10 protein-coding genes are annotated in these 14,620 nt (G+C 64.4%); 4 read left to right on the plus strand and 6 right to left on the minus strand.

The genetic code is table 11. The features are described 5' to 3' along the window. Positions 1 to 80: 80 nt before the first annotated feature. Positions 81 to 572, minus strand: a complete 492-nt coding sequence (locus ACIPUB_RS11285) for a hypothetical protein (protein ID WP_407607458.1) — start codon at positions 570 to 572, stop codon at positions 81 to 83. 10 nt (positions 573 to 582) lie between these two features. Continuing rightward, the gene (locus tag ACIPUB_RS11290) at positions 583 to 2,499 is read right to left on the minus strand and encodes a primary-amine oxidase (protein WP_407607459.1); all 1,917 of its coding nucleotides are present in this window, start codon (positions 2,497 to 2,499) and stop codon (positions 583 to 585) included. A 177-nt stretch (positions 2,500 to 2,676) separates the two neighbouring features. On the opposite strand from ACIPUB_RS11290, the gene ACIPUB_RS11295 reads away from it, so the two are divergent. The 3 genes from ACIPUB_RS11295 to ACIPUB_RS11305 all read left to right on the plus strand — a co-directional run bounded on the left by ACIPUB_RS11295 (position 2,677) and on the right by ACIPUB_RS11305 (position 5,954). Continuing rightward, positions 2,677 to 3,270 carry a TetR/AcrR family transcriptional regulator gene (locus ACIPUB_RS11295; protein ID WP_407607460.1) on the plus strand — a complete coding sequence of 198 codons (594 nt, stop codon included), beginning with the start codon at positions 2,677 to 2,679 and terminating at the stop codon, positions 3,268 to 3,270. A gap of 152 nt (positions 3,271 to 3,422) precedes the next feature. Then, positions 3,423 to 4,352 carry a helix-turn-helix domain-containing protein gene (locus ACIPUB_RS11300; protein WP_407607461.1) on the plus strand — a complete coding sequence of 310 codons (930 nt, stop codon included), beginning with the start codon at positions 3,423 to 3,425 and terminating at the stop codon, positions 4,350 to 4,352. A gap of 135 nt (positions 4,353 to 4,487) precedes the next feature. Further along, positions 4,488 to 5,954 carry an APC family permease gene (locus ACIPUB_RS11305; RefSeq protein WP_407607462.1) on the plus strand — a complete coding sequence of 489 codons (1,467 nt, stop codon included), beginning with the start codon at positions 4,488 to 4,490 and terminating at the stop codon, positions 5,952 to 5,954. A 209-nt stretch (positions 5,955 to 6,163) separates the two neighbouring features. Here the strand turns inward: ACIPUB_RS11305 and ACIPUB_RS11310 are convergent, their stop codons facing one another. Then, positions 6,164 to 7,537 (minus strand): aspartate aminotransferase family protein, encoded by a 1,374-nt coding sequence (locus tag ACIPUB_RS11310; protein ID WP_407607463.1) that lies wholly within the window; start codon positions 7,535 to 7,537, stop codon positions 6,164 to 6,166. Positions 7,538 to 7,568: 31 nt separating this feature from the next. Beyond that, positions 7,569 to 9,062, minus strand: coding sequence for a CoA-acylating methylmalonate-semialdehyde dehydrogenase (locus ACIPUB_RS11315; RefSeq protein WP_407607464.1), 1,494 nt, complete (start codon positions 9,060 to 9,062; stop codon positions 7,569 to 7,571). A 119-nt stretch (positions 9,063 to 9,181) separates the two neighbouring features. Here ACIPUB_RS11315 and ACIPUB_RS11320 point away from each other — a divergent pair, with 119 nt between their 5' ends. Beyond that, the gene (locus tag ACIPUB_RS11320; RefSeq protein ID WP_407607465.1) at positions 9,182 to 10,834 is read left to right on the plus strand and encodes a PucR family transcriptional regulator; all 1,653 of its coding nucleotides are present in this window, start codon (positions 9,182 to 9,184) and stop codon (positions 10,832 to 10,834) included. Between the two features lie 114 nt (positions 10,835 to 10,948). Here ACIPUB_RS11320 and ACIPUB_RS11325 read toward each other — a convergent pair whose 3' ends face one another. Both ACIPUB_RS11325 and ACIPUB_RS11330 read right to left on the minus strand, forming a co-directional pair. Further along, a complete protein-coding gene (locus ACIPUB_RS11325; protein WP_407607466.1) occupies positions 10,949 to 12,250 on the minus strand; it encodes a purine-cytosine permease family protein in 1,302 nt (433 codons plus the stop codon). Between the two features lie 371 nt (positions 12,251 to 12,621). Next, positions 12,622 to 14,619: a hydantoinase B/oxoprolinase family protein gene (locus ACIPUB_RS11330; RefSeq protein WP_310292070.1), complete on the minus strand. Its 1,998-nt coding sequence runs from the start codon at positions 14,617 to 14,619 to the stop codon at positions 12,622 to 12,624. Between the last annotated feature and the right edge of the window lies 1 nt (position 14,620).

Genomic DNA, 14,620 nt, shown 5'->3' on the forward strand with positions numbered 1-14,620 from the left:
CCCCCCCCCCGGGGGGGGGGGGGGGCCCCCCCCCCCCCCCCCCCCCCCCCCCCGCCCGGTTACGGAGGATCGGCTGCAGCTTAACTGTGAGCGCCGTGGCCGCCGGGGGTGATGCGCGGGTCACCCAGCCGCATGCCGATCCCGCAGAGCATGACCAGCACCAGCTCGGCCGCGGCGACGCCGAGCATCGCGACCGGGCCGGCAGTAGCTGCCGCGACCGGGCCATCGCCGCCGTGGACATGCACCGGGATGCCCAGGGCCATGAAGGTGTGTGCCAGGGCCATGAGCGCGGACATGGCCAGCAATTCGACCAGGGCAGCCGGTTTGTTCCACGCCCGGTGCGCGCACTTGAGGCACAACATGACCATGGCACCCAGGACGGTGGCCACCCATGGCCCGTGGGGGAACACCGCCATGATCCACAGGTGCCCCACGCCCATTGCCACGGCCAGGGCGGCAACGCTGCGCGCGTAGAGCACCGGCGCCGGGGCCCGGGGTGCGCGGGTACGCACGCTCGCCCCGATCCGCGGCGCGGGCCACGCGGCGGGGGCACCGGCAAGATTCGTCATCATGGCATGCCGCCTAAGAGTGGCAGGACTTGCCGGTTGCCGGGGCCGGGACATCCAGGACCGGCGAGCGGTCGAAGAAGCCCTCGGGACGCAGCTTGAAGCCCACGGTGTCCACCGGCATGATGGGCCAGTCCTCCGGGCGCGGGAAGTGGGTGAGCCCGAAGGTGTGCCACAGAACGATCTCCTCGCCGTCGATGTTGCGGTCAGCCTTGACCCATTCGGGCAGCCCCGCACCGCCGGCATGCTGGTTCACGAAGTCGCCGGTCGGGTAGCGCTGGCCCTCGGTGGCCGGGGTGACCCACAGCGCCTTCGAGGCAAAGGTGGCGCGGCGGTGGATCGAGGATCCCTCGTCGGCCAGCAGCGTGGGGTTGCCCTGAGGGTGCAGCTTGTAGCCCACCGGGTGGCCGAGGCGGTTTTTCGATTCGGGGTTTGAGACGACCCAGGTGCGGCCCTTGGTGCCGTCGGCATCGCGGATGGCCTCGGATTCGCGGGTGAAGACCGTGCGCTTGCGCGAGAACGCATTGCCGCGCAGGTTCTCCGGACCTGTCGGGACCCGCACGACGTCCTCCTCCTCGACGCGGCCCGGGCCGCCGTCCAGGGCGAAGTCCAGGCGTGCCCCGAAGAGGTGCTGGTGGTAGGGGGCGCCGAGGCCCGGGGCCAGCTCGGAGGCGTACGGTGTTTCCCCGTCGGGCAGGGCGCTGGTGAACACGATGCCCGTGGCCTTGGCCTCGAACTCGATGGTTCCGTCGAGATAGAGGTACCAGTAGAAGCCGTAGTCGTAGTTGCCGATGGTGGTGAAGAAGGAAATCACCAGGCGGCGGTTGCGGCGCGTGTAGTTGATGCCGCTCCACAGATCCGAGTGCTTGGCCAGGATCGAGTAGTCCTCCTCGTGCATGCAGATCCCGTTGCGGATCGTGCGGGCCTCGCCGCGCGCGTTGGAGACCACGGGGGAGATGTAGTGGATCTCGCCCAGGCAGTCGCAGCCGAGCTCGAGCGAGTTGGCGAACTGGCCCACCAGGTACTCGCCGGTGTCGAAGTAGTTCTGCCAGCTGCGCACCGGGGACGGGTCGCCGTAGGGGACCACCATCTCCGCAATGGAGGCACGGTTAAGGATGCGGCGCGGGGCGCCCTTGTCCTCGAAGGAAATATTGTGCAGCACCAGGCCCTCGCGCACGTCGAAGCCCACATCCAGGCTCCACTTTTCCCACTCCACATGATTCTCGCCGGTGACAATGAAGCTGGGACCTTCGGGCTGGGTGATGGAGATCGGCTTCTGCGTGGTGCGCAGCGGGCCGGTCAGTTCGGGGTCGGTGTAGTTGCCGTGCTCGGCGGGGATCGGCACGACGCCCAGGTCGATGACCTGGTCCACGCTGCGGTTGCCCACATCCACGTAGCCGACCAAACCATCCACGGGGTGTGCCCATGCCGAATCCTCCGGGTGGTCCTGCACGAAGGCCAGTCCGCGCAGGATGCGGCGGCCTGATTCCTCCGGGTACTCGAATACGCCGGCCGAGAGCGGGGCAACGCGCACCTTCTTCACGTCCAGGTTCCGCTTGGCCAGGGCCTCGAGCCATCGAGGGTCCTTGGCAAGCAGCTGCTCGACGACTTCGAATTCCTCTTCCAGGACCGGCAGCTCGCCGCTTGCGGTGGTGTCCAGTTCGATGACCGACTCGATAATGCGGTTGGTCACCGAGACCACAACGTCCTTGGGCCTGGCACCTGCCGTGTCGAGGATGAAAATCCGGAACCGGCGATCGATCTCCGTCGCGTCCCGGCGAGGATCCTCGAGTCCCAGGTAGGCCACGCGGGCCGAATCCGGGAAGTGGCCGTTCTCGGACAGGATGGTGCGCACCAGTGCGATTTCCTGTTCGGTGGCAAGTGCGTAGGCACCGAGGTCGGTGTTTTCGGCGATCGCGTTGCTGGGGGTCATGGCGTTGCCCTTTCGAGGGAATGTGGGAGGAGACGTGCATTACCGGTGCCGGTGACGTGCACCACGTTTTTATTCTCTGATTGTAGAGAATAACCGCGTTTCTTCACCGTGGCAAGGGGTGGGGGTTGGTGCGGGTGGTGCGCAAAGGTTGGCGGAGTGATCCGTAGGATGGGTTGCATGCCAAAGATTGTTGATCACGATGCTCGCCGACTCGAGCTTGTTGAGGTTACGTGGAAGGTTATTGCCCGCCGCGGCTTTGACGGTGTGACCTTGCGCGATATTGCGGCCGAAGCAGGCTTTGCAAATGGCGCATTAAAACCATACTTTCCCACGCGGGCGAGCTTGATTCGGGCTACCTTTAGCCACGTCTTTGGCCGTACCAACTCTCGGATCGCGACCTCAACCCAAGGGTTGGCCGGCCTGTCGGCACTACGAGCCTTCGCCGCGGAGGTCCTGCCACTGGATGCGGACCGGCTGGACGAGGCCCGGGTCGTGATCCCTTTCTGGCAAGTCGCCATCCATGAGCCAGAATTCGCCGCGCTCAATGACGAAGCCATGCTCCAGTGGCGCAACTGGATTCGGGGGTGGATTGCCCAGGCGGGGGATGAGGGTTCGCTGCGTGGCAATGTGGATCTAATGGTCGCGGCGGAATCGTTCTTGACCTTCCTGTTGGGATCCCAGATAGCGGCAGTGCTTGATGCGGGCTTCAACGATCCGAGCCAATTGCGAGCTCAGTTGGAACAACACCTGGGTCTGCTGCGCACGGGTTGAGCAACGTCCCTGCTTTAAAACCTACAGTCAGAGAAAAAACGTGACTTTAGGAATTTTTGCGCGTAGATTGGCTGGAATGTGACGCCGTTCACCTCCCTCCCGATTGTCGATACCGAGGGGCGTGGCCGAAATTGGGGAAAGGTCTATCGCTCATGTACCAGATACAGCACGCTGATTCCTTCGGAGACTGGAAGGCCCTTGTCTCCAGCGCCTTCGTTCCGCTCACTTCCGAGCCGGTACGGGCCGGCTCCTTTGCCGGCAGCATTGCCGGCAACCAGTTCGGTTCCGTGGGGGTGATGGAGGTCGAGGCCACGGCACACGCAGTGCGCCGCACCGAGGACCTGCTGGCCGCTGGGGACCACCCCCACTTCAAGCTCAACCTGCAGCTCAGCGGGCATGGCATCCTGCTGCAGGACGGGCGGGAAACCTTGCTTCGACCCGGGGAGCTGGCGATCTATGACACCCAGCGTCCCTACACCTTGATGTTCGAGGAGGAATTCAAGACCCTCGTCCTCATGTTTCCCCAGCAGCAGCTGGGACTGCCGGTTGCCCAAATCCGTGAGATGACAGCCACCGCCATCGGCGCCGAACATCCCTTGGGTCGGGCCATCAACCCCTTCCTGGGGCAGCTGGCGGGCCTGTTGCCCCAGCTGCAGGGTCCCGTCGGACATCGGCTGGCCGCGAATGCCGTGGACCTGTTGGGTACGTTGCTCGCGGCCGAACTCCACGAACACGACGAACTCGCGGTCGATGGGCATCACCGGCAATTCCGTTCGATCCAGGCCTACATCGATGAGCACCTCACCGATCCCGAATTGTGCCCGGGATCCATTGCAGGGTCCCAATACATCTCCTTGCGCAGTCTGCATAAGATTTTCGCCCAGTCCGGCCACACCGTCTCCGAGTGGATTCGCACCCGACGGCTGGAGCAATGCAAACGCGATTTAAGTGACCCCTTTCAACACCACGTGCCGGTGGGAGCAGTGGGGGCGCGTTGGGGATTGCCTGACGCAGCGCACTTCAGCAGGGTATTCCGGGCCGCATATGGCAGTTCCCCCTCGGCTTTCAGGGCCCAAAGCTAGCGACGCCAAGGTCTCGGATCAGGCGTCCGGAGACAACGCTGCACGGTTCGCCAAAAGGCGCTCACGCAAAGCCAAGCACCAAATGGATACGTTCGCGCACGCTTGTAGGAAAGACGCTTCAAGGAGGAACTTCCCATGGCTGCATCCACCGATCCACGCATCACCGAGGCCCCGAGCCTCGGCAAACGCACACTCGGGGTACCCGCGCTGGTCTTCATGATCATCGCCGCCTCGGCACCGCTGACGGTTGTCGCCGGCGGTGTCACCAGCAACTACGCGGTGACCGGAGTGCTGGGCATCCCGCTTTCCTTTATCGTCCTCGGCATCGTCCTGTTGGTCTTCGCCGTTGGATACACTGCCATGAGCCAACACGTGCACAATGCCGGGGCGTTTTACGCCTACATCGCCCGAGGTCTGGGAAAGGCAGCCGGTATCGGCGCGGCCTGGGTCGCGTTGATCAGCTACAACGCCATGCAGATCGGCATCTACGGACTCTTCGGCTTTGCCCTGTCATCGTTCCTTGCCGGCACCTTCGGGCTGAGCCTCCCATGGTGGGCGTGTGCCCTGATCGGCTGGGCCGTTGTTGGTGTTCTTGGGGTGAACAAGGTTGACCTTTCGGCCAAGCTCCTGGGCATCGTCGTGGCCTGCGAATTCCTCGTGGTCATCGTGTATGACGTGCTGGCCATCAGGGTCGCCCCCGAGGGAATCAGCACCCAGTCCTTGGAACCGGGGAGCCTGTTCACTGCGGGAATCGGTGCGGCCCTGTCCTTCAGCATCGCTGCCTTCATGGGCTTTGAATCCGGGGCGATCTACGGCGAAGAGGTCAAGGATCCCAAGAACACCCCTCGTCGTGCCACGCTGATCGCCGTAGGAATCATCGCGGTTTTCTACGCCATTTCCGCTTGGGCCATGGCCGTGGGAGAGGGAGACAGTGCGGTCGTGGGCAGGTCGGCCGAGATGGGGCCCGATCTGATGTTTGTCTTCCTGGCGGAGCACACCCCGGGCTGGTTCGTGGATTTGGGCAACGTGCTCTTTATAACCAGCCTGCTCGCCGCCCTGATCGCCTTCCACAACGTGGTGGCCCGTTATCTGTTCTCGCTGGGGCGCGAGGGAGTCCTGCCACGGGTACTCGCCCGCACCAATCCCCGTACACATGCCCCGATGGCCGGTTCTTTGGCCCAATCGGTGTTGGCCTTGGTGGTCCTGGTCGTCTTCGCCGTCGTCGGCGCCGGGCAGGACGTGATGTTCCCGGTGCTCACCCTCTTCACTTGGCTCACGAACACCGGTGCCTTCGGCCTGGTCATGCTTATGGCGCTGACCTCCTTTGCCGTCATCGGATATTTCCGCACCGAGCCGCACGGACTCGGTCCGTGGGCCGCACAGGTGGCACCGCTGCTCGCCGGGGTGAGCCTGACGGTTCTGTTCGGCGCAATCGTGGTGAACTTCGATGTGCTGATCGGGCTGGAGGAAGCCAGCATCCTGGGATGGCTGCTGCCGGCACTTGTGATAGTCCCGGGGATCCTTGGGGTGCTGTGGGCCTTCCGCCTTCGCCGCAGCCACCCTGCGGTCTACGCCAGGGTGGGCCGCGGCGGCGACCTTTAGGCAACCTGAAAGTTCCCGGGAATTCGCTTCGCGCCGGCGGGCCAGCGCGAAGATGCTTGCCCGCCGGTTTTTGTCGGCGACTCCGGCCGGTACTCGTCACGCCGAAGGCAAGGCGGCGTTACCTGCCCCTTAACGGCCGGTGGCCGTGTCCCGCGGATCTAATCCTCGGGACACGGCCACCGGCCGTGGTGCATGTTCGCAGGGGCTTCTTAGGCCTCGACGAACGTGTCTGCGACGCTCAGGGCCGTATCCAGCATGGCCAGCCCTGTACGCAAATCCTCGTCCGTGATGTTCAGCGGCGGGACCACGTGGACGCGGTTGAAGTTCACGAACGGCAACATGCCTGCCTTTTTCAAGGCACCGGTCACCGCGGCCATGGCCGGCGAGGATCCGCCGTACGGTGCCATCGGCTCGCGGGTCTCGCGGTTGGTGACCAGTTCGACTGCCCAGAAACAGCCGGTGCCACGCACGTCTCCCACGGAAGGGTGCCTGTCCTTCAGCTCACGCAGTGCCGGACCGATGATGTCCGCCCCGATGCGTGCGGCATTTTCCACCAGGCCCTCATCCTTCATGGCGTTGATGGTCGCCACCGCGGCGGCCGAGGCCAGCGGGTGGCCCGAGTAGGTCAGCCCGCCCGGGTAGGGACGTTCGCGGAAGGTCTCGAAGATGGCCTCGGAAATGGCCACGCCGCCCAGTGGCACGTAGCCGGAGTTCACGCCCTTGGCGAAGGTGATCAGGTCCGGGGTCACGTTCCAGTGGTTGACGGCAAACCACTGGCCGGCGCGACCGAAGCCGGCCATGACCTCGTCGGCGATGAAGACGATGCCGTACTTGGTGGTGAGCTCCCGTACACCCTCCATGTAGCCCGCCGGCGGCATGTAGATGCCGGCACTTCCCGGGATGGATTCCAGCACCAAGGCCGCGATGGTGCCCGGGCCCTCGAGGACTATGGTGTCCTCCAGGTGGCGCAGGGCGCGCTGGGTCTCTTCGGCCTCGGTGGTGGAGTGGAAGTAGGAGCGGTACGGGTAGGCCGGGAAGAAGTGCACGATCCCGTCGGTGGCGTTGTCGGATGCCACGCGGCGCGGGTCGCCGGTGACGTTGACCGCAAGGTGCGTGCCGCCGTGGTAGCTGCGGTAGGCGGACAGGACCTTGTTCCTGCCGGTGTGCAGGCGGGCCATGCGGATGGCGTGTTCGTTGGCGTCGGCGCCGCCGTTGGTGAAGAAGATCTTGTTCAGATCCCCCGGGGTCAGTTCGGCGATCAGCCGCGCGGCCTCCGACCTGGCGTCGTTGGCGTGCTGCGGGGCGATGGTGCAGATCCGTGCTGCCTGCTCCTGGATGGCGGCGACGACCTTCGGGTGCTGGTGGCCGATATTGGTGTTGACCAGCTGGGAAGAGAAATCGAGGAGCTTGTTGCCCTCCCCGTCCCAGACCCAGGAACCCTCAGTCTTGATGATGGTCATGGGGTCGAAAGGTCCTTGTGCCTGCCAGGAATGGAAGACATGCTTGCGGTCCAGCTCGTGGGCGCGGGCGCCGGCGGCGATCTGCTCGGGCGTGATGGTTTCGGTGCTCACATCGATGCTCATGGGGGTACCCCTTTCCGGGATTCTCGAGGCCCTAGGCGTTCTGCGGGAAGCCGAGGTTCAGGCCGCCGTGGCTGGGGTCCAGCCAGCGGGAGGTGACGACCTTGCCGCGGGTGAAGAAGTTGATGCCCTCGGCACCGTAGGCGTGGGTGTCGCCGAAGAGCGAGTTCTTCCAGCCGCCGAAGGAGTAGTAGGCCATCGGTACCGGGATCGGCACATTGATTCCAACCATACCTACCTGGATCTCGTTCTCGAAGCGGCGTGCAGCACCTCCGTCGTTGGTGAAGATGGCTGTGCCGTTGCCATACGGGTTGGAGTTGATGGTCTCGATGCCTTCCTCGAAGGAGGCGACGCGGAGCACGGAGAGGACCGGGCCGAAGATCTCATCGGTGTAGATGGACATGTCGGTGGTGACGTTGTCGAAGAGGGTCGGGTTCAGGAAGAAACCCTCGCCCTCCGCGTCCGGGTTCACGCGCCGGCCGTCCAGCACCATGGTGGCTCCAGCGGCCTCGCCGGCGTCGATGTAGCCGGCGACCTTGTCGCGGTGCGCCGCGGTGACCAGCGGGCCCATGTCGCAGCCGCGGGTGCCGTCGCCCACGCGCAGGGTAGCCGTGCGCTCGGCGATCTTGGCCACCAGTTCGTCGGCGATCGAGTCGATGGCGACAAGCGCGGAGATGGCCATGCAGCGTTCGCCCGCGGCTCCGAAGCCGGCGTTGACGGCTGCGTCGGCGGCCAGGTCCAGGTCGGCGTCGGGGAGGACGAGCATGTGGTTCTTGGCCCCGCCCAGGGCCTGGACGCGCTTGCCGTGTGCCGTGCCGGTCGCGTAGACGTACTGGGCGATGGGGGTCGAGCCGACGAAGGAGACCGAGGCGACGCGCGGGTCGGTCAACAGCGTGTCGACCGATTCCTTGTCGCCGTGCACCACGTTGAAGACGCCGTCGGGAAGGCCTGCATCCTTCCACAGTTCGGCCATCCACTGGGCCGCTGTCGGGTCCTTTTCACTGGGCTTCAGGACCACGGAGTTGCCGGCCGCGATGGCGATCGGGAAGAACCACATCGGCACCATGGCCGGGAAGTTGAACGGGGAGATGATTGCGGCGACGCCCAAGGGCTGGCGGATGGAGTGCACATCAATCTTGGTGGAGGCGTTTTCCGTGTAACCGCCCTTGACCAGGTGCGGGATGCCGCAGGCGTACTCGACGACCTCGAGGCCGCGCGCGATCTCGCCCATGGCGTCGTCGAGCACCTTGCCGTGCTCGGCGGTGATGATGGCGGCCAGCTCGCCCTTGCGCTTGTTCAACAGCTCGCGGTAGTTGAACAGGATCTGCGAGCGGCGGGTCAGCGAGGTGTCGCGCCAGGCCGGGAACGCGGCGTGGGCCACGGCGATGGCCTCGGCGGTCGTGTCGGCCGAGGCCAGGGCAACGCGGGAGGACACCTTGCCGGTGGCCGGGTTGGTCACGTCGGCAAAACGGGAATCGGCCGGGACTTCGAGGTTGGTTCCGTCGATCCAGTGGGAGAGTGTCTGCATGGTGTGTGGGTTCCTTTCAAGGCGGGGCAATGGTCTGCTGAATCCATTGTGTAGCGCGGGACACACCTGGGATATGGACAACCTGTCAACTCTTTGTCTAAAAGCAATACACTGTGTCCATGAGTACAGTCGCCAGTCGCCAAAAGCCTGCCGTTGCCGGGACCCTGAGCATTGCAAGGGTCCTTGAATTGCCTGCAGTAGCCGCGGGGGAGCCCGAAGTGTTGGGGGGTGCGGACATGCTGGGCAACCCCGTGCGCTGGGTGCACGTGGCCGAAACCCCCGATCTGGCCGATTTGCTTTCCGGTGGGGAACTGGTGCTGACCACCGGGCTGGCCTTCGGCGAAGCGGGGTCCGGAGTGGCTGCCTTTGTCTCACAAGTTCAGGCTGCGGGAGCGTCGGGACTTATTGTCGAGCTGGTTGCCGCCGGGGCGGCCGTGGACCAACCGGGCTCCATCGCCGCGCTGCGTCGGGTTGCAGGGCAAGGCGACTTCCCTGTCATCCTGTTGCAGCGACGGGTGCGCTTTGTCGAGATCACCGAGGTGGTTCACCGCATGCTGGTCTCGGACCAGCTTGCCGCCTTGGAACGCTCCCGGATGATCCACGAGGTGTTCACCGCGTTGAGCTTGCAAAACGCGACGGAGGAAGGCATCGTGTCCCGGGCAGCCGAACTCATCGGTGCCCCGGTGGTGCTGGAGGACGTGGCGCACCTGGTCCTGGGCTTCGACGCCGGACCGCAACGGGACGCCGGGCTGCTTGCACATTGGCCCGAACGCTCGCGTCGGGTCGGTTACCTGGAGGCCACGGGGCGCGGGGCGGGGGAGGAGAGCTGGTTGCAGACCCCGGTGGGAATCCAAGGTCAGCGCTGGGGGCGGTTGGTTGTTCCCAGGCAGCTGGGAAACGACGAGGACGCTGCCATGGTGCTCGAGCGCGCGGGGCAGACGCTGTCCATTGCCCGATTGGCCGGGCGGGACCAAAAGGAGCTGCTGCACCAAGCCCGTGCCGGCCTGCTGCACGAGCTGCGCCAGCCCCATGCCTTGGGCACTGACGAGGTGATGATCCGTGCCGGAGCACTGGGGCTTGCGGAGTCCCCGCACTACGTCCCGGTCGTTTTCCGCCTTGATGACCGCCAGGGGCAAACGCCAACCGAGGTGCAATTGCGCGAACGCGCACTGCTTGACGCACTCAACGACGTCGTGGGATCGGCCAGGGCAACATCGCTGTCCGCCAGCTTGCAGAGCGGCCAGGTCGGCATGGTGCTGGGCGTGGGTGCCAGGCAACTCGAGGAGCCCCTGCTGGAGCGGATCTGCCGGCAGCTGGCCCAAGGCCAGCAATCCGTCGACTGGTCGGTGGGGGTGGGACGGGGAAGGGGCAGCGCGAAGGAAGCAGCCCACGGACTGGAAGAAGCCATCCAGGTCGCCGAGACGGTGGCAACCTTCGACACACGTGCCCGGCCCTTCTACCGCTTTGCCGACGTGCGGCTGCGCGGGTTGCTCGCGCTGATGCACGCCGACACGCGCCTGAAGTCCTTTGCCGAGGCGGAATTGGCGGGCATCCTGGACCCGCTGGACGAGCCCGGACTCGAGCTGCTCGGGTTGTACCTGAAGCACGGTGGCAACAAGTCGGCACTGGCCCGCACCGGATTCCTGAGCCGCCCGGCGCTCTACGCCCGGCTCGAAAAGCTGGAGGACAAGCTCGGCGTCAGCCTGGATGACGCCGAGTCGCGGACCTCTTTGCACGTGGCCTTGCTCTGGCGCGGGTTGGGCCGGACCTAGACCGGGTGCCTGCGGCGCGCAACGGGCCACTGGGACGGGTGACGTGGGGCCGGTGCACGGAACCGACGAGGGCTCCGTACACCGGCTGCACTGCGTTGAGTAAGTGGCAGGACTTTAGTGCTTGACGAGTTTCGCCGTGGAATCGCCTATTCGTGCCTGGGAAACGCGAATCAGTGCCGCATAAATCAGTGCCGCCAGTATCGGGGTGGCCAGCGAGCCGATGTTCGAGCCCCACGCGCTGCCGGACTGGATAAGCGTGATTCCGGCAACGGCCGAGATGACCCACGCAGCGACCCCGGCTCGGTTGAGCGCAGGGAATGCAGAGTCCGGAAGCGACCCGTCCGGCACGATGCCGCCGCGCCGTTCCTGGACGAAGATGTGTACCAGCGCGATCGCCACCCAGCCGGTGACCAGCGCCCCCTGCCATGACAGGGCCAACAAGAGGTACTTGACGACCGGCAGCAGCATCAACAGGTAGATAATAAGCGCACCGATCCCGACCCAAGCCAGCGACGGCAACCTCAGGCGCAGGGCTCGCTCTCCGAATTCACGAAGGTTGGCAATACCCAGCGCATAGTTCGCGGTGTTGATGCGAGTTTGGGACACGAAGATCACCAGCAGGCCCAGCGGGCCCATGAGCTGGACCAAGGCGCCAGCAACACCGGTCTCGGTGGCCTCCGCGCCGGGAATAGTGAAGGTGAGGTAGATGCCGATCAGTGAGTTGACGCCAAAGGCCAGGGTGTAGAAGAGCCAGCCGAAAGTGTAACGCTGGTGGAACTTCACGTCCTTTGCGCGCCCAAGTGCAGCGAAGTCCATGGTGTACATCATCAGGATCCACACGCCCATGAAGGCGGCGCAGGTGGCCAGCCAGCCGGGCCCGCCAGCAACGAGCGACAGCGAACCTGCTGAGTGCGTGAGCCAGGCACTGCCGTTAGAATGGGCAATGGACGCCCAAACGACCGCGGTGATCAGCCCGCCCCAGTAGATGGGAAGCAGCCAGCCGTTGATCTTGTCCAGCCAGCGTTGGATGCCACCGGCGATGAGCGGAATCGTGTACAGCACCACCAATGCGTACCAAAGCTGGATGGGTCCGCCGAACTGGGCCTGGAAGGCGTAGCCGAGGATGGCGCCCTCGAAGACTGCGTAGTAGATGGCGGTGGCGGCAAAGACCAGTGTGGCCAGTAATGCGCCCTTGCTGCCGAGCAGGGTGCGGGAGAACTGGGCAACGGTTAAGGAATGCTTCAAAGCATATCCGGCCAGGACCCGGTTGATGGCGCCGTAGATGACGATCGTGATGGACAGCCCTATGAGGGTATCGATGGTGCCGTAGGCCTGGGCCAGTGAGGCGCCGATGTAGATGAAGAACATGGCCGAGACCAGGCCGTACCAAGCCATAGAGAGTGAGCCCGCGCTCATCTTCCTGTTTTCTGGGACCGTATTCTCAGCCGTTGATTGTGTTGACACGAGACTTCTCCTGAAAAACGGGCACGGCAGGGCATCGGGTCGAACCCGTGCGTGCTTGGTGCCAGGCGAGTGTGACAAGGAATAAGGTGCAATTTCGACCGAGCACTGGTCGGTGCCCGGCGAAGCATGTCGAACAAATGCCGCTCGTTAGCGGTCGGAACGGGAGCCTATCGAATTCCCGTTCTATTTTCCGGGGACGCTACCGCCCGCATCTTTGCCGGCGGTACCCCCTGGAAATCAGATGGCCCTTGGGCGCGGTGCCGGGCCAGGAGTGAACGAATCGACAGGCGTTCCGCACTCCTAGCACGTGTGCATGCAAGTGGCTAGACCCAGTGTGAGGAAGAGCGGCGCGCCATCAGCTGCCGGTACTCAGCCGTGGTGTTTTCAAATAGCTCGCCGGTGCCCCAGTCCAGGATGACGCCGTGCCTCCGAATGACATCGAGCATGTCCGTGGTGCCATTGCGGTAGTTTTCCGCGACAACATGCGGATCCTCGGTAAGCCATCCGTTCCGCGCGGCGCGGATCTGTGCCCGCAGCGTCGTCGTGGCGGCCTCGTCGATCTCGAACTCGTCGAGCTCTGCATCGATCTCGCGGATCACCACTCCGTAGTCCTTGGCTGCTCGATCGATCGAGACATACTGGTCAATGACGTCCTCCCGAACTTCGCCGGGGGTGCGTAGTAACGGGTCGCCGAATCCGCCGCCTCCGGCGGAGGGGCGTGTGAAGGTATCGCCCGACTGCACGGGAACGGAGGAGAAATTGGAACCAAGGTAGCGTTCCTCCGCGGTGCCCTTGTTCAGCCAGACTCCGTGCGGTATTGAGGGCAAGCCGCCTTCGATGCCCCAGGTGATGGAGCGGGCACGGTCGCAGCAATAGCTCATGACGGTGTCGAAGGCATCGGTAAGCATCCCGCCCTTTTCGATTCCCAGGCCGCCACGATAGCGGCCGGGGCCGGCCGAGTCCATGGCGATCTCGTGCCGGGTCGTCAAGACAGGGGAGAGTCGTTCTTGCCCCTCGACCGGTTGCACGGCTAGGCCCGGGCCGAACACCGGAGCCGTAGCGCTAGAACCATCCTTGGTGGCACGTCCGCCCCAGCCGCCGGCCATCCAGTCGTACCACATGAAGTACTCGTTCTTCGGGGTCCGCGCGTCCTTGCCGCCTACCAACAGGTATTCGAGATTGAACGCGCACGCCATGGCGCGTTCCGGCATGATCTGGCTCCACAGCTCGAAGATCCCGTTCATGATCTTCTCGTAAGGGCCGGAGCAGAACCCGGTGACCGCGAACGGCCATCCGGCGTTGACCACCGTACCCTCCGGGCCGATCTCTGCTTGGACCGCGGCATAGAAGCCTGAATTCAGCGGCACATCAGGGAAGAAGGTTTTGGTGCCGGCGTAGATGGCCGAGTGGGTGGTGCCGTAGCCGGAGTTGAGGAACGTTGCCACCGCTGGAGCTGATCCGGAGAGGTCATAATGGATGCCGTTCCCGTCAAGTTTGAGCTTGATCTTGATTGGCACGAGACCTTCGCCTTTGCCCGGATCCACGTCGATGTAGTCGGTGGTTTCCCATTCACCTTGGGGAAGGGACTCCAGCTGTCGCAACACGGTCCGCTTCACGTAGTCCTGCGTTTCCTGCATGGCCGCGAGCACTGTGTCCTTGGAGTACTTGCCGACCAAGCGATGTACCTCGCGCTCGCAGACTGCGGTGGCCTCGGACTGGGCGTGCAGATCGCCCATGGCCTGCCGCGGCGCGCGGGTGTTGGAGACCAGCAGTTGGGCGACGTCGTGCAGGAACACGCCCTTGGACCAGATCCTCACCGGTGTGATGCGCAAGCCCTCGCCGAAATGTTCCTTGGCGTTTACGTCGAAAGAGCCGGGGACATTGCCACCGATGTCGGCCCAGTGGCCCTTGTTCTGGGCAAAGGCAATGACCTCGCCGTCAGCGAAAATGGGGCGGATGAACGAAACATCGTTGAAGTGGGTACCGCCGCGGTACGGGTCGTTGATGGCAAAAACGTCGTCGGGGTGGATGTCGGTGCCAAACTCCTCGATGACGGCCTTGCACTGGAAATGCAAGGTGCCCACATGCACCGCAATGTCACCGGAACCCTGCATCACGGTGTTTCCGGACGCATCGCATAGGGCGGAAGAGAAATCACGCGAATAGATGACGAACGAGTAGCAGGTCCGCAGGATTTGTTCGCTCATCAAGTCAACCGACGTGGCGAACGCGTTCTTCAGCACCTCAAAGGTGACCGGATCCAGTGATGGACGTGTCGGAGAGGTTGCCAGGGCGTCTGGGGCAACGAGTGTATCGGTCATG

It is taken from the genome of Paeniglutamicibacter sp. ORCA_105, from assembly GCF_045798545.1.
Taxonomy (GTDB): Bacteria; Actinomycetota; Actinomycetes; order Actinomycetales; family Micrococcaceae; genus Paeniglutamicibacter; species Paeniglutamicibacter sulfureus.